The organism is Micromonospora sp. NPDC050200 (assembly GCF_040656135.1).
In the GTDB taxonomy this organism is placed as follows: Bacteria; Actinomycetota; Actinomycetes; order Mycobacteriales; family Micromonosporaceae; genus Micromonospora.
This window is the reverse complement of record NZ_JBFALG010000002.1, coordinates 169,017-191,846: the sequence shown is the minus strand read 5'-3', so window position 1 is coordinate 191,846 and position 22,830 is coordinate 169,017. Positions and strand designations below refer to the sequence as shown.

The 22,830-nt window shown below is 74.3% G+C and carries 24 protein-coding genes; 7 read left to right on the top strand and 17 right to left on the bottom strand.

What is annotated here, in order from left to right:
* Window positions 1–39 precede the first annotated feature (39 nt).
* Window positions 40–729 (bottom strand): MtrAB system response regulator MtrA, encoded by a 690-nt coding sequence (gene mtrA, locus AB0I41_RS02395; RefSeq protein ID WP_357100954.1) that lies wholly within the window; start codon window positions 727–729, stop codon window positions 40–42.
* Between the two features lie 224 nt (window positions 730–953).
* On the opposite strand from mtrA, the gene AB0I41_RS02390 reads away from it, so the two are divergent.
* From AB0I41_RS02390 to AB0I41_RS02370, 5 genes are read left to right on the top strand one after another with little or no spacing between them, the layout of a single operon-like run.
* On the top strand, window positions 954–1,805 hold the full coding sequence (locus AB0I41_RS02390) for a hypothetical protein (protein ID WP_357100952.1): 852 nt from the start codon (window positions 954–956) through the stop codon (window positions 1,803–1,805).
* The gene (locus tag AB0I41_RS02385; protein ID WP_357100950.1) at window positions 1,802–2,374 is read left to right on the top strand and encodes a DUF4129 domain-containing protein; all 573 of its coding nucleotides are present in this window, start codon (window positions 1,802–1,804) and stop codon (window positions 2,372–2,374) included. The genes AB0I41_RS02390 and AB0I41_RS02385 overlap by 4 nt, the downstream gene beginning before the upstream one ends.
* On the top strand, window positions 2,371–3,771 hold the full coding sequence (locus AB0I41_RS02380) for a DUF4350 domain-containing protein (protein WP_357100948.1): 1,401 nt from the start codon (window positions 2,371–2,373) through the stop codon (window positions 3,769–3,771). The genes AB0I41_RS02385 and AB0I41_RS02380 overlap by 4 nt, the downstream gene beginning before the upstream one ends.
* Window positions 3,768–4,760 carry a MoxR family ATPase gene (locus AB0I41_RS02375; RefSeq protein WP_357100946.1) on the top strand — a complete coding sequence of 331 codons (993 nt, stop codon included), beginning with the start codon at window positions 3,768–3,770 and terminating at the stop codon, window positions 4,758–4,760. Before AB0I41_RS02380 ends, AB0I41_RS02375 begins: the two co-directional genes overlap by 4 nt.
* The gene (locus AB0I41_RS02370; protein WP_357100944.1) at window positions 4,757–6,067 is read left to right on the top strand and encodes a DUF58 domain-containing protein; all 1,311 of its coding nucleotides are present in this window, start codon (window positions 4,757–4,759) and stop codon (window positions 6,065–6,067) included. Before AB0I41_RS02375 ends, AB0I41_RS02370 begins: the two co-directional genes overlap by 4 nt.
* Window positions 6,068–6,257: 190 nt before the next feature.
* Here the strand turns inward: AB0I41_RS02370 and AB0I41_RS02365 are convergent, their stop codons facing one another.
* Window positions 6,258–7,271, bottom strand: a complete 1,014-nt coding sequence (locus AB0I41_RS02365) for a stage II sporulation protein M (RefSeq protein WP_357100942.1) — start codon at window positions 7,269–7,271, stop codon at window positions 6,258–6,260.
* A gap of 41 nt (window positions 7,272–7,312) precedes the next feature.
* Between AB0I41_RS02365 and AB0I41_RS02360 the strand changes: the two genes are divergently transcribed.
* Window positions 7,313–8,305, top strand: a complete 993-nt coding sequence (locus tag AB0I41_RS02360; RefSeq protein WP_357100940.1) for an RDD family protein — start codon at window positions 7,313–7,315, stop codon at window positions 8,303–8,305.
* A gap of 89 nt (window positions 8,306–8,394) precedes the next feature.
* On the opposite strand, the gene efeB is transcribed toward AB0I41_RS02360, so the two are convergent.
* Genes efeB through efeU form a run of 3 tightly spaced genes read right to left on the bottom strand, consistent with a single transcriptional unit; the run spans window position 8,395 to window position 11,763 of the window.
* Window positions 8,395–9,699, bottom strand: coding sequence for an iron uptake transporter deferrochelatase/peroxidase subunit (efeB, locus tag AB0I41_RS02355; RefSeq protein WP_357100938.1), 1,305 nt, complete (start codon window positions 9,697–9,699; stop codon window positions 8,395–8,397).
* Window positions 9,700–9,722: 23 nt separating this feature from the next.
* Window positions 9,723–10,856 (bottom strand): iron uptake system protein EfeO, encoded by a 1,134-nt coding sequence (efeO, locus tag AB0I41_RS02350; protein ID WP_357100936.1) that lies wholly within the window; start codon window positions 10,854–10,856, stop codon window positions 9,723–9,725.
* Between the two features lie 28 nt (window positions 10,857–10,884).
* Window positions 10,885–11,763, bottom strand: coding sequence for an iron uptake transporter permease EfeU (gene efeU / locus AB0I41_RS02345; protein WP_357100934.1), 879 nt, complete (start codon window positions 11,761–11,763; stop codon window positions 10,885–10,887).
* A gap of 282 nt (window positions 11,764–12,045) precedes the next feature.
* Here efeU and AB0I41_RS02340 point away from each other — a divergent pair, with 282 nt between their 5' ends.
* Window positions 12,046–12,198: a hypothetical protein gene (locus tag AB0I41_RS02340; protein WP_357100933.1), complete on the top strand. Its 153-nt coding sequence runs from the start codon at window positions 12,046–12,048 to the stop codon at window positions 12,196–12,198.
* A gap of 231 nt (window positions 12,199–12,429) precedes the next feature.
* Here AB0I41_RS02340 and ahcY read toward each other — a convergent pair whose 3' ends face one another.
* The 12 genes from ahcY to AB0I41_RS02280 form a co-directional block, all read right to left on the bottom strand.
* Window positions 12,430–13,917 (bottom strand): adenosylhomocysteinase, encoded by a 1,488-nt coding sequence (gene ahcY / locus AB0I41_RS02335; protein WP_357100931.1) that lies wholly within the window; start codon window positions 13,915–13,917, stop codon window positions 12,430–12,432.
* 304 nt (window positions 13,918–14,221) lie between these two features.
* Window positions 14,222–15,385: a mannose-6-phosphate isomerase, class I gene (gene manA, locus AB0I41_RS02330; protein WP_357100929.1), complete on the bottom strand. Its 1,164-nt coding sequence runs from the start codon at window positions 15,383–15,385 to the stop codon at window positions 14,222–14,224.
* 2 nt (window positions 15,386–15,387) lie between these two features.
* Window positions 15,388–16,395 (bottom strand): cation diffusion facilitator family transporter, encoded by a 1,008-nt coding sequence (locus AB0I41_RS02325; RefSeq protein WP_357100927.1) that lies wholly within the window; start codon window positions 16,393–16,395, stop codon window positions 15,388–15,390.
* Window positions 16,392–17,588 (bottom strand): SIS domain-containing protein, encoded by a 1,197-nt coding sequence (locus tag AB0I41_RS02320; protein WP_357100925.1) that lies wholly within the window; start codon window positions 17,586–17,588, stop codon window positions 16,392–16,394. Before AB0I41_RS02320 ends, AB0I41_RS02325 begins: the two co-directional genes overlap by 4 nt.
* Window positions 17,585–17,770 carry a Trm112 family protein gene (locus AB0I41_RS02315; RefSeq protein ID WP_088963849.1) on the bottom strand — a complete coding sequence of 62 codons (186 nt, stop codon included), beginning with the start codon at window positions 17,768–17,770 and terminating at the stop codon, window positions 17,585–17,587. The genes AB0I41_RS02320 and AB0I41_RS02315 overlap by 4 nt, the downstream gene beginning before the upstream one ends.
* A gap of 62 nt (window positions 17,771–17,832) precedes the next feature.
* Window positions 17,833–19,215, bottom strand: coding sequence for a phosphomannomutase/phosphoglucomutase (locus tag AB0I41_RS02310; protein ID WP_357100922.1), 1,383 nt, complete (start codon window positions 19,213–19,215; stop codon window positions 17,833–17,835).
* Window positions 19,216–19,284: 69 nt separating this feature from the next.
* Window positions 19,285–20,391: a hypothetical protein gene (locus AB0I41_RS02305; protein ID WP_357100920.1), complete on the bottom strand. Its 1,107-nt coding sequence runs from the start codon at window positions 20,389–20,391 to the stop codon at window positions 19,285–19,287.
* A 153-nt stretch (window positions 20,392–20,544) separates the two neighbouring features.
* Window positions 20,545–21,186 carry a deoxyribonuclease V gene (gene nfi, locus AB0I41_RS02300; RefSeq protein WP_357100918.1) on the bottom strand — a complete coding sequence of 214 codons (642 nt, stop codon included), beginning with the start codon at window positions 21,184–21,186 and terminating at the stop codon, window positions 20,545–20,547.
* A gap of 89 nt (window positions 21,187–21,275) precedes the next feature.
* Entirely contained in the window at window positions 21,276–21,860 is a 585-nt protein-coding gene (locus AB0I41_RS02295) for a DinB family protein (RefSeq protein WP_357100916.1), read from the bottom strand.
* Between the two features lie 50 nt (window positions 21,861–21,910).
* Entirely contained in the window at window positions 21,911–22,087 is a 177-nt protein-coding gene (locus AB0I41_RS02290) for a hypothetical protein (protein WP_357100914.1), read from the bottom strand.
* On the bottom strand, window positions 22,084–22,302 hold the full coding sequence (locus AB0I41_RS02285) for a hypothetical protein (protein WP_357100912.1): 219 nt from the start codon (window positions 22,300–22,302) through the stop codon (window positions 22,084–22,086). The genes AB0I41_RS02290 and AB0I41_RS02285 overlap by 4 nt, the downstream gene beginning before the upstream one ends.
* Window positions 22,299–22,691 (bottom strand): hypothetical protein, encoded by a 393-nt coding sequence (locus AB0I41_RS02280; RefSeq protein WP_357100910.1) that lies wholly within the window; start codon window positions 22,689–22,691, stop codon window positions 22,299–22,301. The genes AB0I41_RS02285 and AB0I41_RS02280 overlap by 4 nt, the downstream gene beginning before the upstream one ends.
* Window positions 22,692–22,830: the final 139 nt, after the last annotated feature.

Here is a 22,830-nt window from a genome sequence, read left to right as displayed (position 1 = left end):
GGATTGGGGGTTCGGGGAACTGGTCACGGTGCGACCAGGCTATCCGGTGCCCGCCTTGTAGCCCACGCCCCGAACGGTGAGGATGATTTCCGGGCGCTCCGGATCCGGCTCGATCTTGGCGCGCAGCCGCTGCACGTGCACGTTCACCAGCCGGGTGTCCGCCGCGTGCCGGTAGCCCCAGACCTGCTCCAGCAGCACCTCGCGGGTGAAGACCTGGCGCGGCTTGCGGGCGAGCGCGACCAGCAGGTCGAACTCCAGCGGCGTCAGCTTCACCTCCTCGCTGTCCCGGCTGACCGTGTGCGCCGGCACGTCGATGCTGATCTGGTTGCCGGGCGGCCCGATCGTCAGCATCTCCGGGGCGACGTCCTCGCCGCGCCGCAGCCGGGCCCGCATCCGGGCGACCAGCTCCTTGGGCTTGAACGGCTTGACCACGTAGTCGTCGGCGCCCGACTCCAGGCCGAGCACCACGTCGACGGTGTCGCTCTTGGCGGTCAGCATCACGATCGGCACGCCGGACTCGGTCCGGATCGCCCGCGCCACGTCGATACCGCTCATACCGGGCAGCATCAGGTCGAGCAGCACGATGTCGGGTCGATTGTCCCGGAACGCGGCCAGCGCCCGTTCCCCGTCGGCGACGAACGAGGGCAGGAAGCCCTCGCTGCGCAGGACGATGCCGAGCATCTCGGCGAGCGCGGGGTCGTCATCGACCACCAGTACCCGGGCTCTCATGGGATTTATGTTTCCATCCCCGTTCAGTTCGGTGGGATCGGCGTCACCCGGCACGGTACTGCCGTAGGTGGTGTCACCGCACGTCCCACGCGGAACACCGCCGCCGAAGGTCATCAACGGGGGCCGCGCGGCGTGCGGGTCCACCCGATCGGACCGGCCGTGTCACCATGATCCCCGGGCGCGCCGCCGCCCGCCACCGAGACCCGTCAGGAGCAGGAGTACGCGTGCCCGACGTCGGCCCGACCGCCGTGCTCCCGAGGCGCCCGCTCACCGTCGGCGAACTGCTCGACTCGGCGGTGCTGCTGCTGCGTAGCCAGGGCCGCCTGCTGCTCCCGCTCGGCGCCCTGTTCGCCGTCGGCGAGCAACTGCTGCTGTACCCGCTGCGGCTGGCCGCCGGCGTCGACCCGCCGACCTGGCTGCTGCGCGGCGACGGGTTCGCCGCGCTGTGGTTCCTGCTGGCGCTGGGCGCCGCGACCGAGGCGGTGATCGTGACGCTGCTCGGCAACCCGGCCGCCCGGGGCGCCGGCGCCGCGCTGCTCGGCCGCCGCGCCGGCGTACGCGAACTGCTGCGTCCCCGCGGGGCCCGGTACGGCGCCACGCTGCTCCTCGCGCTCCTGGTCGGCCTCGTCGTCATGCTCGCCGGACTGACCGGCCCGGTGTGGTTCGTCGCGTACGCCCTGTTCGGCTCCGTCGCGGCCGCCCTGGCGGTGGACCGGGTCCCGGTGGAGCGGGCGGTCGGACGCGCGGCGCGGCTCGCCGTGCGCGGCGGCGGGCAGGCCGGCGTCGTCCGGGTGCTCGGCTACCTCGGCTGGTGGATTCTGCGGGTCGGCCTCGCCCTGGGCGTCTTCACCGGGCTCGACTCCCTCGACCTGGTCGACCTCGGCGACCCGGCCCTGGCCCCGATCGCCGCCATCGCGGTCTGGGCCGGGGTGAACACCGTCGCCTACCCGGCACTGGCCTGCCTGGACGCGGTGATCCACCTGGACAACCGGATGCGCACCGAAGGGCTGGACATCCGGCTCTCCCGCTCCCCCGCCGGCCTCGCCGAGCCCGTCCTGCTGGCGGCCGACCGATGAGCTTCAGCCGCTGGTGGACCGAGACCACCGCCGCGCTCGGCGACCTGGTGCCGCTGCCGCTGGCGGCGCTGCTGCTCCTGCTGGCCGCCGCGCTGGCCGCGCTGGCCTGGTACCACTGGCCGGCGTGGATGCCCCGCCGACTGCCCCGGCTCCGGCTGCCCCGGTGGCGGCGGCGCCGGACGCGGCCCGCCACGCCGGCCCCGGAGCTGCCCCGGCCCCGCGCGGGCGGGGCCGAGCCGCCGTCCGGGCCGGCGCTCTCCCTCGCCGACCGGCTGGCCGCCGAGGGCCGCTTCGCCGAGGCGGTACGGGAACGGCTGCGCGCCATGGTGCGCCGGCTGGTCGCCACCGGGGCGGTGGAGCAGCGCCCCGGCATGACCGTCACCGAACTGACCGAGGCGGCAGCCCGCAACCGTCCCCCGGTCGACCCGACACTCCGCGCGGCGGGCACCATCTTCTCCGAGCTCTGGTACGCCCGGCGTACCGCCTCGGCCGAGCACGACCGGCGGATGCGGGAACTCGCCGACGAACTGGACCGGGTGCTGGCCGGCGGACCGGAGGAGCCGCGATGACCGCCACCGCCGCACCGCCGGCCACCACACCCACCGCCCCGCCCCCGCCCCGACGGCGACGCCGCTGGCACCGGCTGGCGATCCCGTTCGCGCTCGCCACCGTGCTGCTCACCGTCACCGTCGTCACCCACGCGGTCGACCAGCCGGACCCCACCGAACGGGGCTTCCTCTCCCCCGTGTCGGCCGGCGACGACGGCGGCAGCCGGCTGGCCGAGGCGCTGCGCGGGCAGGGCGTCACCGTGCAGCGGGAGACGGACACCCTGCGGGCCCTGCTGGCGCTCGACGGTCGGCCGGCGACGCTGTTCGTACCGGCGCCGGAGCTGCTGCACCAGGACACCGTCGGCGCGCTGGGCGACCTGCCCGCCGGCAGCCGTCTCGTCCTGGTCGACCCGTCCCGGCGGGTGCTGGAGTCGGTCGACCTGCCGCTGGTGCCGGCCGACCGGCGCTGGGCCGCCCTGGCGGTCGCCCCGGACACCGACGGGGTGCCCTGCCCCCTCCCCGAAGCCGCCCGGGCCGGCACCGCCGCCGCCCGGCTCCAGCGCTACGCCCCGCCCCCCGGCTTCGCGGGCACCCTGCACAGCTGCTACTCCGGCGGGCTGGTCCACCTGCCCTGGTCGGCCGACGTGGTGGTGATCGGCGCCAGCGACCCGTTCCGCAACGACCGGATCGGCGAGTGGGGCAACCAGACGCTGGCCACCGGGCTGCTCGGCGGCCACGGCCGGGTGGTCTGGCTCGACCTGGACGGGCCCGCCCCGCCCCCGCACTTCGGCACCGGCAGCAGCGGCGAACCCGCCTGGTCACCCACCCCCGGCGGCTCCACCACCTACGACGGCGGCACCGGCAACGGCCACGGCGGCCAGCCCGGCCACGGCCACCCGGGCAACTCCGGCGACTCCGACGACGACGACCAGCAGGAGCAGGCCCAACGGCCGGACCCGCCGAACCCGCTCTGGGCGGCGTTCCCCGCCTGGTTCTGGGCGCTGCTGATCCAGCTCGCGCTGGCGGCGCTGCTGGCGGCGCTGTGGCGGGCCCGCCGGCTCGGCCCGCCGGTCGCCGAGCCGCTGCCGGTGCGGGTCCGCTCCGCCGAGACGGTCCTCGGCCGGGCGCGGCTCTACCAGCGCGCCCGCGCCCGCGGCCCGGCCGCCGACACGCTGCGCGCCGCCGCCCTCGACCGGCTGTCCGCCCGGCTCAACCTGCCCGCCACCGCCCCGCCCGCCCAGGTGGCCGCGCTGGTCGCCGCGCGGGCCGGCGGCACCCCCGACGAGGCGCACGAGCTGCTGTACGGCGCGGAGCCGTCCTCCGACACCGAACTGCTGGAGCTGGCCCGGTCGCTGGACCGGATGACCCGTACGGTCGCGGCATCCCCCGACCACCCGACCGAAGGAGACCACCGGTGACCCACCCCGTCGCACCCGCCGCGACCGCGACCGCCGGCGCGGACGACGCCCGCGCCGCCCTGCACCGGCTGCGCGCCGAGGTGGCCAAGGCGGTCGTCGGGCAGGACGCCGTGGTCACCGGGCTGGTGATCGCGCTGCTCTGCCGCGGGCACGTGCTGCTGGAGGGCGTACCGGGGGTGGCCAAGACGCTGCTGATCCGCACCGTCGCCACCGCGCTGGACCTGGACTCCAAGCGGGTGCAGTTCACCCCCGACCTGATGCCGGGCGACGTCACCGGGTCCCTGATCTTCGACCCGCACACCGCCGCGTTCACCTTCCGGGAGGGGCCGGTCTTCACCAACCTGCTGCTCGCCGACGAGATCAACCGCACCCCGCCGAAGACCCAGTCGGCGCTGCTGGAGGTCATGGAGGAGCGGCAGGTCTCCGTCGAGGGCTCCCGCCGGCCGCTGCCCGACCCGTTCATCGTCGCCGCCACCCAGAACCCCATCGAGTACGAGGGCACCTACCCGCTGCCGGAGGCGCAGCTGGACCGGTTCCTGCTCAAGCTCACCGTGCCGCTGCCCACCCGGGACGAGGAGCTGGGCGTGTTGCGGGCCCACCACGCCGGCTTCGACCCGCGGGACCTGGCCGCCGCCGGCGTACGACCGGTGGCAGGCGCCGCCGACCTGGCCGCGGCTCGGGAGGCGGTCGGGCGGGTGTACGTGGCCGAGCCCGTCCTCGGCTACATCGTGGACCTGTGCCGGGCCACCCGGGCCACCCCGGCGCTGGAGCTGGGCGCCTCGCCCCGGGGCGCGACGGGCCTGCTCAACACGGCGAAGGCGTGGGCCTGGCTGGCCGGGCGGGACCACGTCACCCCGGACGACGTCAAGGCCACCGCCCGGCCGACGCTGCGGCACCGGCTGCGGCTGCGCCCCGAGGTGGAGCTGGAGGGCGTCGGCGTGGACGCGGTGCTGGACACGGTGCTGGCCACCGTGCCGACGCCGCGATGACCTGGCGGGCGGCCGTCCTGCTGCTGGTGGGCGCGCTGACCCTGCCGGCGTGGCCGGACCCGTACCTCGGGGTCGTCGTGATGACCGGCGCGGTGCTGCTGCTCTCCGCCCTGGACTGGGCGCTGGCCGCGCCGCTGCACGCGCTCACCGCCACCCGCGAGGGCGACCGTGCCGTCCGGCTCGGCGGCACCGCCACCGTCGCGCTGCGCCTGGCCAACACCTCCGGCCGTACGCTGCGCGCCCAGGTCCGCGACGCCTGGGTGCCCTCGGTGGGAGCCCGGCCGGAGGTATCGCCGGGGCGGATCGTGCGGGTGATGGCCGGTGACGACGCCCTGCTGCCCAGCCGGCTCACCCCGACCCGGCGCGGAGACCGGCCCGCGGTGGCCCTGGCGGTGCGCTCGCTGGGCCCGCTCGGGCTGGCCTTCCGGCAGCGCGCCGGGCGGCCCGCCACCCCGGCCTGGACCCTGCGGGTGCTGCCACGCTTCGACTCCCGGCGGCACCTGCCGGAGAAGCTCTCCCGGCTGCGCGTGATCGACGGCATGCAGGTCAGCCGGGGACGCGGCCAGGGCACCGAGTTCGACACCCTGCGCGAGTACGTGGTCGGCGACGACGTCCGCTCGATCGACTGGCGGGCCAGCGCCCGGCGGGCCGACGTGCTGGTCCGCACCTGGCGGCCGGAGCGGGACCGCCGGCTGGTCTGTGTGCTGGACACCGGCCGCACCTCGGCGGTACGTGTCGGCGACGAGCCCCGGCTGGACACCGCGATCGACGCGGCGCTGCTGCTCACCGCGCTCGCCGCCCGGGCCGGCGACCGGGTCGACCTGATCGCCGCGGACGCCGCGATCCGGGCCACGGTCACCGGCAGCGGGCGGCCGGCCCTGCTCAGCCGGCTGGTGACCACCGTGGCGCCACTGCAGCCGGCACTGGTGGAGACCGACTTCGAGCTGATCGTCGCGGAGATCCTCCGCCGGGAGCGGCAGCGCAGCCTGGTGGTGCTCTTCACCGCGCTGGAGGCGGGCGCGCTGGGCGAGGGGCTGCTGCCGGTGCTGCCCCGGCTGGCCGCCCGGCACCGGGTGGTGGTGGCGGCCGTGCACGACCCGGTGCTCACCCGGCTGACCACCGCCGTGCCGGACCGGCCGGAGGACGCGTACGCGGCGGCGGCGGGCTGGCGGGCGCTGGCCGAGCGGGACCGGGTGCGCGCCGTCCTCGCGCGGTACGGCGTGACCGTGGTGGACGCCCCGGCGGACCGCCTGGCCCCCACCGTCGCCGACACCTACCTCCGCCTCAAGGCCCTCGGCCAACTCTGACCCGGCTCCCCTCCCCACCTCCCGCCCGCTCTGCCGCCCCAAGCCCGCCCGCTCCGGTGATCAAGAAGTTTCGGTCACGACACGCCGCTCCGGAAGACCAAAACTTCTTGATCGACAGGGCGGGAGCGGGGTGGTGGGGGGGGAGCGGGGTGGTGGGAGCGGGGTGGTGGGCGGGAGCGGGGGGGTGGGGTCAGCGGGGGGAGGGGTGAGGGGAGGGGCGGAGTTCGGCCGGCCAGGGGTCGGCCCGCTCGGCGGGCACGGACGCGGCGGCCACCGCCCGGCGGCCCAGGACCACCACGTACCCGAGGAAACCCAGCCAGACCGCGGCCCCGACCCCCACCCGCAGCGCGACCGGCACGGGCGCCGGGGTGACGAAGGCCTCCAGCAGCGCGGAGACCGCGAAGAGCCCGACCATGCCGACGGCGACCAGGATCGCCGAGCGCCCCGCCTCGGCGACGGCCCGGCCCCGGGTCAGGTGCGCCGGCGGGGAGATCCACGCCCACGCCGTACGCAGGCCCACCCCGGCGGCGACGAACACCCCGGTCAGTTCGAGCAGCCCGTGCGGGGTGATCAGTCCGAAGAAGACGTCGGCCCGGCCGTAGGAGACCATCACGCCGCCGACCACGCCGACGTTCAGCGCGTTCTGCCAGAGCAGGTAGAACACGGGCACGACCAGCACCCCGGACGCCAGGCACTGGGCGGCGATCCAGGCGTTGTGGGTCCACAGGTGGAAGGCGAAGGTCGGCGCGGAGAACTCGGTGTAGTAGCCGGCGAAGCCGGAGTCGACCAGGTCGGCCGCCGCCTGCGGGCCGATGAACGCCGCGGCGGTGTCGGGGTTGCCGGCCACGTACCAGATGAGGAAGCCGCTGAGCAGGCTGAATCCGGTCGCCACCGCGCACCACCAGGGCCAGGCGCGGTAGACGGCGCCGGGGAAGCCGACGGTGAGGAACCGGGCCACCGCGGACCAGGACGGGCCACGCCGGCCGGTCACCCGGGCCCGGGCCCGCAGCACCAGCTGGGACAGGCGGCTGACCAGCCCGGGGTCGGGTGAGCGGCTGCGCAGCGCGGACAGGTGGGTGGCGGTGCGCTGGTAGAGCGTCACCAGCTCGTCGACCTCGTCGGCGTCCAGCCGGCGCCGGTCGCAGAGCTGTTCCAGCCGCCGCCACTCGTGTTGGTGCTCGGCGACGTACGCGTCGAGATCCACTCGTCCTCCCCCGTCCGGCGCTCATAGTGTTCACTGTGCGGGTGAGAGCGCAACCACCGGTGCCCGCCGCGGCCGGCGTCGCCGGCCGGTCCCCGACGGGGGCCGACGCCGGCCTGGTCAGCGGCGAGGCCGTCGAGCTCGACGTGCGGGCGGCCCGGCTGGGCTCCCGGGTGCTGGCGCTGCTGCTGGACGTCGTGACCCAGTTGGTCCTGGTGGTGCTGCTCGGGACGGCGCTGGCGGCCGTGGCGCTGAACACGCTGTCCGGCGTGGACGGGGCCCTGACGAGCGCCCTGGGGACCGTCTTCCTGGTGCTGGTGCTGGTCGGCTACCCGGTGCTCTTCGAGCGCTTCAACCACGGCCGCACTCCCGGCAAGATGGCCGTCGGGCTGCGGGTGGTCAGCGCCGACGGCGGCCCGGTCGGGCTGCGGCAGTCGCTCAGCCGGGCGCTGGTCGGGGTCGCGGTGGAGTGGCCGGGCCTGGTGCTGCCGCTGCTGAGTTGGGTCGCCGGCGTGGCGGTGATGCTCACCGACCGGCGCGGCCGGCGGCTGGGCGACCTGGTGGCCGGCACGATGGTGGTGCACACCCGGACGACGGAGCCCTGGCTGCCGGCTCCGATGATCATTCCGCCGCTGACCGGGTGGGCGGTCACCCTGGACCTGACCCGGCTGGACGACCCGCTGGCCCTGGCCGTGCGGCAGTACCTGACCCGGGCGCGCCGGTTCGCCGAGCCGTCCCGGAGCCGGTTGGCGGGGGCACTGTGGAGCGAGGTGGCCGCGCTGACGTCGCCGCCACCGCCGCCCCGCGTACCGGAACCGCTCCTGCTGGCCGCCGTGCTGGCCGAGCGGAACCGCCGCGGGGCTCTCCGGTTGCGCCGGGCCCGCACGCTCACCGCCACCCTCTGGCCCGAGCTGGCACCGGCCCCGGCCACGCCCGTCGTACCCGTCGGCGCCACCGCGGACGCCGCGCCGTCCGTCCTCCGCCCGGCGGTTCCGGCCCCCCGCGCCGCGCCGACCCCGCCGGCACCGCCCGGCTGACCTCCGGCCGCCAGGTCGACCTTCGACGTCGTGGCCGCGAACACGCCGCGGCCACCATGTCGCGGTCGGCGAACGGAGGGCGGGAGCGGTCAGTCGAAGAGCGGGCGGCCCCACCAGTCGGTGGCGTCGCGGACCCCGGGCGGGCAGGCGAAGAGCGCGCTGGAGACGTGCCGCAGGTACTCGTTCATGGCGTCGTTGCGGGCGAGCTGGGTCTGGATCGGCACGAACTGCTTGCGCGGGTCCCGCTGGTACGCCATGAAGAAGAGCCCCGCGTCGAGCCGGCCCAGCCCGTCCGAGCCGTCCACGAAGTTGTAACCCCGGCGCAGCAGCCGGGCGCCGTTGTTGCGACTCGGGTGGGCCAGCCGCACGTGCGCGGTGGTGGCGATGACCGGCTCCCCGTCGTCGCCCCTGGCGTCGAGGTCGGGCTCGTCGAACTCGTCCCGGCGCCCCAGCGGCGCGCCGCTGCCCTTGGTCCGTCCGACGATCTGCTCCTGCTCCGCCAGCGAGCTGCGGTCCCACGTCTCGACCTGCATCCGGATCTTCCGGGTGACCAGGTACGACCCGCCGGTCATCCACTCCGGCCCGTCGCCGGGCTGGGCCCAGAGCTGCTCGCGCAGCAGCCCGGCGTCCTCCGCCTTGAGGTTGGCGGTGCCGTCCTTGAAGCCGAAGAGGTTGCGTGGCGTCGCCTGGCCCCGCGACGTCGAGGAGGTACGCCCGAAGCCCAGCTGCGACCAGCGGACGCTCACCACGCCCATGCCGATCCGGGCCAGGTTGCGGATGGCGTGCACCGCCACCTGCGGATCGTTGGCGCAGGCCTGGACGCAGAGGTCGCCGCCGGAGATCTCCGGGCGCAGCGCGTCCCCGGCGAAGTGCGGCAGGTCGGCCAGGGCGGCGGGTCGCCGGTCAGCGACGCCGAACCGGTCCCTGCCCTGCGCGTCCCGGAACAGCGTCGGGCCGAACCCGATGGTGAGGGTGAGCTGCGACGGCGGCAGGCCCAGCGCCTCGCCGGTGTCGTCCGGCGGGGCCTCCGGCATGCCGTCGACCGCGCCGATCACCCCGGCGTCCCGACCGGCGGCCATCCGGGCGGCGGCGGCCGTCCACTCCTGCAGGAGCGCCATCAGCCGGGCCCGGTCCTTGGTGATCACGTCGAACGCGACGAAGTGCAGCCGGTCCTGCGCGGGGGTGGTGATGCCGGCCTGGTGCTCGCCGTGGAACGGCACCGCGCCGGCCGCCACGTCGTCGGCCACCGCGTGGTCGGCGCCGCGGACCAGGGCGCCGGCGCCGGCGGCGACCCCGGCCACCCCGGCGGCCCCGACCCCGGCGAGGGTGATGGCCCGCCGCCGGGACAGCCCGCCCCGGGCGGACGTGGTGGACGCGCTGGTCTGCTCGCTCATCGATTCTCCTGTGGGGCCGGCCGTCACCGGGCGACGACGGCGGCGACCTTGCTGATCGGCTCGGCGAGGGCGTTGATGCTGTCGGACAGCTCCTTGAGCTCGGTCTTGCTCAGCGCGGTGTGCAGCTTCCAGCCGTCACCGGTCCGGTGCTGGCCGAGCGCCTTCTCGACGTTGGCGAACTCCGTGTCGAGCTGGGTGACCAGCTCGGGCGAGCGCTGCTCCAGGGCCGGGCGCAGCGCGGCGATCGCGGCCTTCGAACCCTCCAGGTTGGCGTTGAAGTCCCAGAGGTCGGTGTGCGAGTAGCGCTCCTCCTCGCCGGTGATCTTGCCGCTGGCGACCTCGTCGAGGAGTGCCTTGGCGCCGTTGGCGAGCTGGAGCGGGGTGAGCTTCTCGGCGTTGGCCCTGGCCACGATCTCCTTGACGTCGGCGAGCAGCCGGTCGGCGATCGGGCCGTCCTTGCTGATGTCGCCGGTGGTCCACAGGTCCTTCTCGATCCGGTGGAAGCCGGTGAACTCCATGCCCTCCTCGACGACCTCCTCGCGGCCGTCGATCTTCGGGTCGAGGTCGCCGAAGCTCTCCGCCACCGGCTCGATCCGCTCCCAGTAGGTGCGGGCGACCGGGTAGAGCGCCTTCGCCCTGGCGGCGTCGCCGGCCTTGACCGCGGCGACGAACTCCTCGGTCCTGGTCAGCAGGGCGCCGGTCTGGCTGGTCACGTACCGCTGGTAGCTGGCGGTGGCCTGGGCCAGCGCGGCGTCCGGGGCGACGGTCGTGGCCGTGCCGTTGACCTTCAACGCGCCGCGGATGCCCCGGCCGCTCATCCCGGGCTTGCAGGCGGTCTCGTACGTCCCGGCGGGCAGCTCGACGCGCAGCTCGCGGCTGAGCCCCGGGGCGATGTTCTCCACCTCGCCCATCACCCGGTCGCCGGCGGCGTACACGTAGAACTCGTTGACCTTGCTGCCGGAGTTGGTGACGGTGAAGGTCGCCTGGCCGGCGGCGAGGTCGGTGACGTCGACCTCACAGGCGGTGTCGGTGGCCTTCACCGTCACCGCGTTGGCGACCTTCGCGCCGTCCTGCTCCTTGCCGTCGCTGCAGGCGGTGATGCCGGTGACGGCCAGCACGCCGGCGGCGGCAAGCACCAGGAAGCGGGTGGTACGCATCAGTTTCTGTCTCCTCGGAGCAGGTGGGTCAGGCGCGCTGCGGCGCGGACGCCGAACTGGTGGACGTGGGGGCGGCGGGGGCGGCCGGCCTGGCGGCGCCGCGGGAGGGCTTCTTGAGGAAGAGCACCAGCACCGGCACCGCGTAGGCGACCCAGGCGACCATCTCCAGCACGCTCGGCGCCGGGGTGATGTTGAACATTCCGCTCAGCAGGGTGGCGTACCAGGTGCTGGGGTCGAGGGTCGAGGAGATGTCGAAGGCCTTGTCGTTGAGGCCGGGCAGGACGCCGGCCTCCTGGAAGTCGTGCACGCCGTACTTGAAGATGCCGGCGGCGACCAGGATCAGCAGGGCCCCGGTCCAGGTGAAGAACCTGCTGAGGTTGATCTTCAGGGCGCTCGCGTAGAGCAGGAAGCCGAGCAGGACCGAGGTGGCAATGCCGCCCACCAGTGCCAGCAGCGGCCCGGTGTTGTTGTCGGCGAGCCCCCGGGCTGCCGAGTAGAAGATGAGCGCCGTCTCGAGCCCTTCCCGGATCACCGCGAGGAAGGCCATCCCGGTGACGGCCACCGCGCCGACCGCGAGCGCGTCGGTCAGCTTGCCGCGCAGCTCACCGGCGATGGAGCGGGCGGCCCGGCGCATCCAGAAGATCATCCAGGTGACGAAGACCACCGCGGCCACGGAGGTGACCGCATCGAAGAGCTCCCGCTCCTCGGAGGTGTTCAGCAGCGTGGTGGACGTGTACTCGATGAACCAGCCGAAGACCACCGAGAGCACGACGGCGAGCCCGACCCCGAGCCAGACGTGCGGCAACCGGTTCCGTCGGTTCGACTTCACGAGGAAGGCGACCAGGATGCTGACCACCAGGGTCGCTTCCAGGCCCTCGCGCAGGCCGATCAGGTACGTGGCGAACATCGGTACTCCGTGGTGATGAGGGTTGCCTCAGGTAACTTAGGGCAGGTTTACCTTCCTCCTGCCCCCCGGGCGCCGTCAAGTCGATCGCCCCGAGTTCACCCGTCCGCCCCGTGACAGGATCGGCTCACCCCCACGGACGGACGAGGCCACCTTGATCACTTCCACCATCACCCCGGGCGGCAGGCCGCGGCCAGGGACCTTCGGCCCCTTCCCGGCGGTCCGCCCCCGGGCGGCGCGGCGCGAGCCCACGACGGTCCACCCCCACGCCACCGGGCGACGGGCATGAGGGGCCTGCTGCCCTGGCTGGCCGTGCTGGCGCTGGTCGTGGTCCTCAGCGAGCTGCGGATGCGCCCACTCGCGGCCGCGGTGTCGCTGGCCTGGCTCGCCTGGTGCGTCTGGACCTGGATCCGACCCACCCGTCACAAGCCACGCTGAGTCGTCTCCGCGCCCACCGCCCCTCGGGCCGGCCGATGCCGCTGGACCTGCGGCGTGTCGCGGGTCGACGGCCCCGGACACCGCGACACGGCGCAAACCGGGTCACCGGGCCGGCGGGAAGCGGGCGGGAGCCGGCGCGGAGCGCCGGGGGGCCGGGGGGCCGACTGTCGGCGTACGCGAAAAGGACCGGGCCGGCCGCGCGGCGGCCGACCCGGTCCTTCGAGGTGGAACTCAGTAGCGGTAGTGCTCCGGCTTGAACGGGCCCTCCACGGCGACGCCGAGGTACGCGGCCTGCTCCTTGCTGAGGGTGCTCAGCTTGGCGCCGAGCGCGGCCAGGTGCAGCCGGGCGACCTTCTCGTCCAGGTGCTTCGGCAGCACGTACACGCCGACCGGGTACTCCTCGGTCTTGGTGAAGAGCTCGATCTGGGCGATGGTCTGGTTGGCGAACGAGTTCGACATCACGAAGCTCGGGTGGCCGGTGGCGTTGCCCAGGTTCAGCAGGCGGCCCTCGGAGAGCACGATGATGGCGCGGCCGTCGTCGAAGCGCCACAGGTCGACCTGCGGCTTGATGTTCTCCCGCGTGACGTCCGAGCGCTTCGCCAGGCCGGCCATGTCGATCTCGTTGTCGAAGTGGCCGATGTTGCCGACGATGGCCTGGTGCTTCATCCGGGCCATGTGCTCGTTGGTGATGACGTCGAAGCAGCCGGTCGCGGTGATGAAGATGTCGGCCTGCTCGACCACGTCGTCCAGGGTGGCGACCTGGTAGCCGTCCATCGCCGCCTGGAGCGCGCAGATCGGGTCGACCTCGGTCACCACGACCCGGGCGCCCTGGCCGCGCAGCGACTCGGCGCAGCCCTTGCCCACGTCGCCGTAGCCGAGCACGACGGCCATCTTGCCGCCGATCAGCACGTCGGTGGCCCGGTTGATGCCGTCGATGAGGGAGTGGCGGCAGCCGTACTTGTTGTCGAACTTGCTCTTGGTCACCGAGTCGTTGACGTTGATGGCCGGGAAGAGCAGGGCGCCGGCGCGGTGCATCTCGTAGAGCCGGTGCACGCCGGTGGTGGTCTCCTCGGTCACGCCCCTGATGGCGGAGGCGATCCGGGTCCACCGCTGGCCGTCCTCGGCGAGCGAGCGGTGCAGCACGCCGAGGATGACCGCGTACTCCTCGGAGTCGGCGGACTCGACCGGCGGGACGACCCCGGCCTTCTCGAACTCGACGCCCTTGTGCACGAGCAGGGTGGCGTCACCGCCGTCGTCGAGGATCATGTTGGGGCCCGCCCCGTCGGGCCAGGCCAGCACCTGCTCGGTGCACCACCAGTACTCCTCGAGGCTCTCGCCCTTCCAGGCGTACACGGGTACGCCGGCCGGGGCCTCGGGGGTGCCGGTCGGGCCGACGACGATCGCGGCGGCGGCGTGGTCCTGGGTGGAGAAGATGTTGCAGGACGCCCACCTGACCTGCGCGCCGAGCGCGACCAGGGTCTCGATCAGGACGGCGGTCTGGATGGTCATGTGCAGCGAGCCGGTGATCCGGGCACCGGCGAGCGGCTGGGCGTCGGCGAACTCGCGGCGGATCGCCATCAGGCCGGGCATCTCGTGCTCGGCGAGCTGGATCTCCTTGCGCCCGAACTCGGCGAGCGACAGATCCGCCACCTTGTAGTCGCCCTCGGCGAGGGTGCTCGGCCGCGCGCCGCTGGTGGACGCCGGGAGGGTGCTGGTCATAAAAGCTCCTGTCGGACGATGTGCTGCGCGACCTCCCACCTTACGCGCGTGGTCCAGCGCCGCACGGAGGACCGCCGGAGACAGCGCACGGGGCGGTCGGCAATGGACAGACTTTCCCGTCCACGAGCCGGCCGCCCCGTGCATCCCCCCGGTTTGGTTCCCCCGCGCGCTACCGGACCTTCGTCGCGACAACGCTGCGCACCCATAGAGTCACACTGCGCCAGAGGTGAGTCAAGCTATTTCGGGAAAGTCGGACTCGTGTCGCGAGACCGACGCTGGGGAAGACCCTCGACGGGAGAGGGCGTCAGCGGATACCGGCGGTGGCGACGAACGCCTCACCCTCGCCGGAGAAGACCAGCGGGCCCGCGGCGGCCGGGCCGACCGCGGCCTGCCCGGGGGCGAGGGTGAGCGCACCCGTCCCGTCGTCCACCGCGACCCGGCCGGCCCGGCAGAGCACCACCCGGGGCCCCGGCAGCGACAGCCGCACCTCGGGCGTGGTCGCGTCCACCGTCACCCGGTGCAGCGCGAAGTCCTCGACCGGCACCGGCCAGCAGACCACCCCCGGCGCCACCGGCCGCGCGGCGACCACAGGGTCGGTCAGCACCTCGAAGCGGAGCACCCGCAGCAGCTCGTCGACGTCCACGTGCTTCGGCGTGAGCCCGCCGCGCAGCACGTTGTCGCTGGCCGCCATGATCTCCACCCCGGTGCCGCGCAGGTAGGCGTGCAGGTTGCCGGCCGGCATCCAGATCGCCTCCCCCGGCGCCAGCCGCACGTGGTGCAGCAGCAACGCCACCAGCACCCCCGGGTCGCCCGGGTAACTGGCCGCCAGGGCCCGGGCCAGCTCGGCGTCCGGGCCGGCGACGTCCGCCGCCACCACCGCGTCGACCAGCCCGGCACGCTGCGCCGCCGGCCAGGTCAGCAGCAGGCGTACGGCGTCGCGCAGGCCCGCCGGCCCGGTGCGCAACGCGGCCACCACCGGCTCCAGCGCGGGTACGCCGAACGCGGCGAGCACCTCGGCCGACTCCGCCGGGTCGCGGAACCCGCAGAGCGCCGCCATCGGCGAGAGCGCGACCAGCAGCTCGGGCTTGTGGTAGGGGTCGACGTAGTTGCGCTGCCCGTCGGTGCGCGCGGCGTCGGCCGCGTACCCGGCCCGGGCCTGCTCCGGGTCCGGGTGCGCCTGCAGGCTCAGCGGGGCGTCCGCGGCGAGCACCTTCAGCAGGAACGGCAGCCGGGCACCGAACCGGTCGACCACCTGGTCGCCGAGCCAACGGCCCGGCTCGGCGGTCACCAGATCGACCAGGCTCACCCGGTCACCGTCCCGGTCGACCGTGGCCGGGGCGCCCGGGTGGGCGCCCAGCCACAGCTCCGCCTCCGGGCCGTCACTGGGCACCGGGCGCCCCTGCAGCTCGGCAAGGGCCGAGCGGGACCCCCAGGCGTAGTCGCGGATCGGCCCGCGCAGCAGTTCCACGCTCAGCTCCCGGCCCCACCCGCCGCCTCGCCCGGCTCGACCTCCGGCCCTGGTACGGCGGTGTGCGCGGCAGCGCCCGTCCCCGCGCGTTCGGCGGCGGCACTGTAGATGTCCGGCTCCAGGTAGATCACCCGGGCGATCGGCACCGCGTTGCGGATCCGGGCCTCGACGGCGTTGATGCCGCGGGCCAGCTCCTCGGCGCTGTCGCACGGCGGCACGCCGATCTTCGCCGCGACCATCAGCTCCTCGGGGCCGAGGTAGAGCGTCTTCATGTGGATGATCCGCTCGACCTCGGGGCCGCTGGTCATCGCCTGCTCGATCTTCGCCAGCTCCTTCGCCTCGGCACCCTCACCGAGCAGCAGGCTCTTGGTCTCGATCGCCAGGGTGACCGCGATGACCACCAGCAACACGCCGATCATCGCGGTGCCGGCGGCGTCCCACCGGCCGTTGCCGGTGACCAGCGTCATACTGACGCCGACGAGCGCGAAGACCAGACCGACCAGCGCGCCGAAGTCCTCCAGCAGCACCACCGGCAGCTCGGGCGCCTTGGCCCGGCGGATGAAGTGCACCCAGGACTGCTGGCCCCGGATGAGGTTGGACTCCTTGATCGCGGTCCGGAAGGAGAACGATTCCATGATGATCGCCACCACCAGCACGGTGACCGGCACCCACTGCCACGCGGTGATGCCCTCCGGATGCGACCACTTGTGGTACGCCTCGTAGAGCGCGAACAGGCCACCCACGCTGAACAGCACGATCGACACGATGAACGCGTAGATGTAGCGCTCCCGGCCGTACCCGAAGGGGTGCTGGGGGGTGGCCTCGCGCTTGGCCCGCTTGCCGCCGAGCAGCAGCAGGCCCTGGTTGCCGGAGTCGGCGACCGAGTGGATCGCCTCCGCCAGCATCGACGAGGAACCCGTCAGGATGAACGCGACGAACTTGGTGACGGCGATACCGACGTTGGCCAGCAGGGCGGCGACGATCGCCTTCGTCCCGCCATTTGCACTCACTGGTTCGACAGCTCCTTCATCTCGGTGATCGCCGGGACCGCCATCGGGTCCAGACCGTGGGCCAGGGCCAGGTAGACCGAGGCGAAGTCGGGCACCGCCACGAGCGAGGCGAGCCGCTCCAGCGCGGAGCCGCCCTCGGCGGTCACCACGTCGCAGCGCACGCCACGCCGCTCGGCGAGGGTCTGCACCGCGTCGGCGCGGCGCTCCTCGACGGCGAGCGGCTCGTCGGTGTCGTCCTCGGCGTTGAGCCCGCCGTCGCGCAGCAGCACCAGCCGCAGCCGGGTCGGGTCGCCCTCGACCTCGGCCGGGTCGGCGAAGATGTCCCGTGCCGACTCGACCAGGCCGCCGAAGACGCCGTCGAGCAGACCGACGCGACCGCGACCCGCCTCGCCGAGCGCCCCGGTGACCACCGGGTAGCGGGCGTTGGCGGAGAGCGTGTCGCCGAAGCGCCGCGCCGCGACGGTGGCCAGCGGGGACGACCCCCAGACGATCGGGATCGACCCGGCCAGCCCGAGGGCCAGCGACTTCGCCGGGTTGACGAAGGACTCGGCGGTGGGCCGGCACCGGTCGGCGTCGGCGTCCAGGCGGGCCGCCGTCTCGGCCAGATCCGCCTCGTTGACCTTCACGAGGCCGAGCGTACGGGCGGCGAGCAGAACCGGCACGGTGAGCGCCCAGAGGCTGGCCCGGGCCGGGGCCCGCCGGGGCACCGGGATGAACGGGGCGCGGGCCCGCTCGGCGACCGACTGGAGCTGCGAGTCGGGCGCGCCGACGGCGACCAGCCGGGCGCCGCGGCGGTGCGCGGCCTCGGCGGCGCCGAGCGCCTCGGGACTGCGACCGGAGGCGCTGACCGCGATCACCACGTCGGCCGCACCGACCCAACCGGGCACGCCCGCGCTGCGGTGCGGGATCACCGGCACCGGGCAACGCGGCCCGGCGACCGTGGCGAGCACGTCACCGGTACGCCCGGCGGTGCCGATGCCGGCGATGACGACCGCCCGGGGGCGACCGTCGTCCTCCAGCAGCGACAGGTTGGCCTCGGCGGCCAGGCTCGCCGACTCGCGCACCTGCGCGCCGGCCGAGGCGGTGAAGCGCAGCATGCCGCCCGGGTCCTGCTCGGCGAAGGTGTCCGGGTCGTCCAGGACGGACTCGTCGGCCACCCGCCGGCCGCTGACCCCGGCCGAACCGTCCATCACCGCTGCGCCTCCGGGCCGCCGCGCGCCTCGTCCAGCAGCAGCACCGGCACGTCGTCGCGCACCTCGAAGACGCGACCGCACTCGGTGCAGGTGAGGGTCTGCGCCTGCGCGTCGTAGTCCAGCGGGGCGTGGTGTGTGTCCGGGCAGGCGAGGATCTCGAGCAACTGCGGGTCCAGGGCCACGGTGCGGCTCCTTCCACGTGTGCGGTCCCGTCGGCCGGCGGTGCCGACCGGCGCAGGCGATCTTATCGGCGAACCCGCTCCAGCACCTCGTCGCGCAGCGAGATCATCCGCTCCTCGGTCGGGCCCTCCACGTTGAGCCGCAGCAGCGGCTCGGTGTTGGAGGGGCGCAGGTTGAACCAGGCGCCGTCCGGAAAGCGCAGCGTGAGGCCGTCCAGCTCGTCGGCGTCCGCCTCCGGGTACGCGGCGCGCACCTCGGCGAGCTTCGCCGCCTGGTCGGCCACCGTGGAGTTGATCTCACCGGAGGCGACGTACCGCTCGTAGACGCTGGCCAGGAGCGACAGCGGCTGGGACTGCTCGCCGAGAGCGGCCAGGGTGTGCATGGCGGCGAGCATGCCGGTGTCGGCGAACCAGAAGTCCCGGAAGTAGTAGTGCGCCGAGTGCTCCCCGCCGAAGATGGCGTTGGTGCGGGCCATCTCGGCCTTGATGAAGGAGTGGCCGACCCGGGCCACCACCGGCTCGCCGCCGTGCTCACGGATGATCTCCGGCACGGCACGCGAGGTGATCGGGTTGTGGATCACCGTGGAGCCGGGGTGCTTGGCCAGCTCACGGGCCGCCACCAGGGCGGTGATCGCGGACGGGGAGACCGGCTCGCCGCGCTCGTCCACCACGAAGCACCGGTCGGCGTCGCCGTCGAAGGCGAGCCCGATGTCGGCGCCGTGCGCCACCACCGCGCGCTGGAGGTCGACCAGGTTCTTCGGATCGAGGGGATTGGCCTCGTGGTTGGGGAAGGTGCCGTCCAGCTCGAAGTACAGCGGCACGATCTCCAGCGGCAGGGCCCGCAGGGCGGCGTCGCCGAGCACGGTGGGCACCGTGTAGCCGCCCATCCCGTTGCCGGCGTCCACGACCACCTTCAGCGGCCGGATCGTCGACAGGTCGACCAGCTTGCGCAGGTACGCGGCGTAGTCCGGCAGCAGGTCACGGCGCTGGGCCGGGGCCTGCGGCGCACCGGCCGGGCGCTCGCCGCCGGCCAGCAACGCCTGCGCCCGGTCGCGGATGTCGGCCAGGCCGCTGTCCTGCCCGATCGGGCGGGCGCCCGACCGGCACATCTTGATGCCGTTGTACTGCGCCGGGTTGTGGCTGGCGGTGAACATCGCCCCGGGCAGGCCCAGCGCGCCGGAGGCGTAGTAGAGCATGTCGGTGGAGGCCAGCCCGAGCTCGATCACCGTACGGCCCTCGGCCCGCACGCCGGCGGCGAAGGCGCTTGCCAGGCCGGGGCCGGTGGCGCGCATGTCGTGCGCGATCAGCACCGCCTCACCGGGCTCACCGGTGGCGTTGAGGACCTGCGTGAAGGCGGCGCCGAGCGCCTCGGCGGCGCGCTCGTCCCACTGGTCGGGCACCGTCCCCCGGACGTCGTACGCCTTCACGATCTGGGACAGGTCAGACACCGGTTTCGCTCCTCCGCAGCAGGTCGTCAACGAACCTGAGCCTAACGGAGCGGTGCCGTCCGCCCCGTCCTAGCCGGGGAGGCGGGGCATGAAGGTCGTCGCGTCACCGCCGGGGGCGGCGGACGGCGGGCCGGGTGGGGCGGAGGTGGGCCGCTCCGGCGCCGGCGGCGTGGCAGCGGGCGGGGCCGAGGTCGGGGCGCCGTACACCCCGCCGGCCGGGCGGGGCGCGGGCGCGACGGTCGGGTACGAACCGGCCCCGCCGTACAGGCCGCCGGGGCGCGCGGGGGCGGCGTGCTGGCCGTACCCCGGTCCGCTCGACGTGGGAGTCGCGCCCGGCACCCCGCCGCCGGAGCGGTAGGTGGTCGGACCGGGGTTGCGGGGCAACGGGACACCCGGGTACGCCGGGCGCTCGTCGGCGGGCCCGCGGTCCTTGCGGTTGTTGCGGATGAGCAGGGCGATCAGCCCGGCGCCGACGGCGACCATGGCGATGCCGAACCACATGATCATGGATCCTCCGGAGGATTCTTCGGCAGCGGCGGTGGCCTGGCCGGTGGTCGGGGCGGCGAGGACGGCCTGGGTCGGCACGTCCGTGACGGCGGCCGGGGTCCCGGTCGCGCTCGCGGTGGGAGTGGGGCTCGGAGTGGGCTTGCGGCTCGGGGTCGGCGAGGCGCTCCCGGCGGCCCGGCCACCGACCCGGGAGGTGTCGGCGCCCCGGCCGATCAGCCGGCCGAGGGCGGTCGTCGCCTCACCGACCACCTCCAACCTGCCCGCCGGCGTGCCCGCGAGGAACGCGACCCGGTAGCGAACGGTGATGCTCTTCCCCTTGCACAACGTGGCATTCGCCGGCGAGGTACGGGCGGTGCCGACGCTGCCCCCGCCGCCGGAGACCGGCACCGGAAACCATTGACCGCCGATGCTCACCTGGACCCGCACCTGGTCGGGGGTGAGCCCGTCCAGCCGCAGCCCAAGCGAACTGCGCAGCAGCACGCAGCCCTCGGTACGCTTTCGCACCTCCATCGAGACGGCGCCCGGGGAACCACCCGCGCTGAAGCTGCTCGCCGCGTGCACCCCGACCCGGTCCTCCTCGGCGTACGCCGGTGTCGCCCCGACGGCCACCAGGCCGCCCAGCAGCGCGCCGACCGTCACCAGTCGCGCCACCTGCCGACGCACGGACATGTCCACCTCACCGTCTCCGCCCCCGCTGGGGTCCGGCGGTCAGGTTACTACCGGGCCAGGTGGCGACCGGGTCACAGAGAGCTTCGCATGTGTGCGGCATTACCCTCACCGGCCGCCGCGCATGCCTGCCGCCGCGCCGGTTCGGCGCAGGGTTCAGACCGGTGGCGTGGCGGCGGCAAGGGCGTCGCGGCAGAGCCGATCGGCGGTGCGGGTGGTCTCCGGCAGCCGGAAGCGCGGGGTGAGCGCGAGCACCTGGTCGACGGCGTTGTCGAGGCTCATCCGGTGCCCGACGCTGACGAAGACCGGCTTCACCCCGTCCCGGGTGCGCAGCACCCGCCCGACGGTCTCACCCCCGTCGACCAGCGGCGTGCTGTCACCGCGCCACGGCCCGGGCTCCGTCCACTCGCCGACCAGCCGCGTCTTGCCCACCCCGATGGCCGGCAGCCCGGTGACCACGCCCAGGTGACAGGCCAGCCCGAACCGGCGCGGGTGGGCCAGTCCGTGCCCGTCGCAGACCAGCAGCTCCGGGCGGACGCGCAGCCCGTCGAGCGCGGCCAGCAACGCCGGCAGCTCCCGGAACGCGAAGAGCCCCGGCACGTAGTCGAACGCCGGCCGCCCCACGCTGACCGCCCGGTCGACCACCGCCAGGGTCGCCGCGTCCAGCACCGTGACGGCCGCCGCGAGCAGGTCACCGGTCTCCGCGTACGCGACGTCGAGGCCGGCCACCGTCGCGGGCCGACGCGGACCCGGCCCGACCAGGTCCGCGAGCGGCCGCAACCGATCCTGTACGGCCACCGCCTCCGCGACCGTCCTCGGCGTGCCAGGGTTCGCCGCCGAACACGGCCAACCCGGACCCCCTTGACGGTGCGGCGATGGCCCGTCGGTCACTGGCCGACCCGACCGTCGATCCGCTCCCGCAGAAAGTCGGCGTGGCCGTTGTGGCGGGCGTACTCCTCGATCATGTGCACCAGCAGCTCGCGCAGCGAGATGGTCAGGTCCCCCCGGTGCCCCTTGACGCCCAGGTCGGCAGCCTCGACGACGAAACGCTCGGCGTACGCGACCTCGGCCCGCCAGGCCGCCCAGGCCTCCTCGACCACCGCCGGGTCGGCGACCGCGCCGTCGAAGTCGCCGTCGGGTTCCTCCTCGGTGCACCAGATCCGCGGCGCGTCCTCGCCGGCCATGGTGCGCCGGAACCAGCCCCGCTCCACCTCGGCCATGTGCCGCACCAGGCCGAGCAGCGACATCGTCGACGGTGGCACGCTGCGGCGGGCCAGCGCCTCGGCGTCGAGGCCGGCACACTTGAGTTCCAGGGTCAGCCGGTGGTCGCGCAGGTAGTTGACCAGGATGCTGCGCTCGTCGTCGAAGCCACCGTCGGAGCGCGGGTCGTCGTCGGGCTTGAGGAACATGTCCGACCAGCCAAAGGAGCGGGTGGGGAGGCCGGCGGGGGCGTCGCCGTAAGGGTCCGTCATGTCGCGACCCTGACCCAGGCATCGAGCGGTCGCAAGGCATTTCCGCCCGCTCAGATCGTGCGCAGCCGGAAACGCGGCTTCGGCTTCTCACCGGCGAGGTGCCGCAGCTTGTGCTGACGCACCTGCTCGTCCCAGACCTCCTGGTCGTAGTCGGGCCCGGGCGGGATCCACTTGTGCGACCCGTCGCTGTAGTGGAACTTCTCGTCGCTCGGCCGCAGGGCGCTCACCGCACCCACCCGACGAACCGTCGATGCAGGGTGCCCGCCGGCAGCCAGACCAGGTCCTCGGCCGCCCACACCAGGTAGGACCCCATGTAGATCGCGAGCGAGACCGGCGCCCGGTCGTACTCGGCTCGCAACTCACGCCTCCGGGTCGGGCACGGCCACGGCAGGTCGCAGCCACCGCAGGTCCAGACCGGCAGCACCGGCCCGTGGGTGGTCACGGCAGACCACCGAGGAAGCGCGCCGTCCGCGACCGCGCCTGCCGGCTGGTCGCCCAGTCGACCTGCCAGCAGGGGTACGGCGACAGCCTCCCCCACCACGCCCGGCACCCGACGCACAGGCCGTCGAGCCCGCGCAGGTGCACCGCGAGGACAAGCCACATCACCTGGTCGGCGGTTGGCGCTCCTCCCCCGGCCAGTGGCCCCGGTTGATCGGGATCCGGTGCCGCGCCCGGCAGGGCAGCTCGGCCCCGCAGCGGCAGACCCGACGCCACCGACGCCAGCACCACACCGGCTGATGCCGGCGGGCGAGGGTCATCGCCGCCGCGAGGAGGTAGTCCTCGTAGGAAACGCGGCGCGCCATTACGCCGCCCACTCTCCTGAACCCGCATCCCGCTCCCGAAGGTCGATCACCTGCTGGGGAGTCCCGCGCTTCCGACTGCTCACCGGTCCTCCCGCCACTCGCCAGGACGGTGCCGCGGGTGCCCGTCCCAGACGGGGGACCAGGCCAGACACCCACGGCGGGGCATC

What these genes read in the sequence shown, in the direction of transcription:
- mtrA (WP_357100954.1), bottom strand. Translation starts at nt 729, where the DNA reads ATGAGAGCCCGGGTACTGGTGGTCGATGACGACCCCGCGCTCGCCGAG.
- AB0I41_RS02385 (WP_357100950.1), top strand. Translation starts at nt 1,802, where the DNA reads ATGAGCTTCAGCCGCTGGTGGACCGAGACCACCGCCGCGCTCGGCGAC.
- AB0I41_RS02380 (WP_357100948.1), top strand. Translation starts at nt 2,371, where the DNA reads ATGACCGCCACCGCCGCACCGCCGGCCACCACACCCACCGCCCCGCCC.
- AB0I41_RS02370 (WP_357100944.1), top strand. Translation starts at nt 4,757, where the DNA reads ATGACCTGGCGGGCGGCCGTCCTGCTGCTGGTGGGCGCGCTGACCCTG.
- efeB (WP_357100938.1), bottom strand. Translation starts at nt 9,699, where the DNA reads ATGAGCGAGCAGACCAGCGCGTCCACCACGTCCGCCCGGGGCGGGCTG.
- efeO (WP_357100936.1), bottom strand. Translation starts at nt 10,856, where the DNA reads ATGCGTACCACCCGCTTCCTGGTGCTTGCCGCCGCCGGCGTGCTGGCC.
- efeU (WP_357100934.1), bottom strand. Translation starts at nt 11,763, where the DNA reads ATGTTCGCCACGTACCTGATCGGCCTGCGCGAGGGCCTGGAAGCGACC.
- AB0I41_RS02340 (WP_357100933.1), top strand. Translation starts at nt 12,046, where the DNA reads ATGAGGGGCCTGCTGCCCTGGCTGGCCGTGCTGGCGCTGGTCGTGGTC.
- ahcY (WP_357100931.1), bottom strand. Translation starts at nt 13,917, where the DNA reads ATGACCAGCACCCTCCCGGCGTCCACCAGCGGCGCGCGGCCGAGCACC.
- AB0I41_RS02305 (WP_357100920.1), bottom strand. Translation starts at nt 20,391, where the DNA reads ATGTCCGTGCGTCGGCAGGTGGCGCGACTGGTGACGGTCGGCGCGCTG.
- AB0I41_RS02295 (WP_357100916.1), bottom strand. Translation starts at nt 21,860, where the DNA reads ATGACGGACCCTTACGGCGACGCCCCCGCCGGCCTCCCCACCCGCTCC.
- AB0I41_RS02280 (WP_357100910.1), bottom strand. Translation starts at nt 22,691, where the DNA reads ATGCGGGTTCAGGAGAGTGGGCGGCGTAATGGCGCGCCGCGTTTCCTA.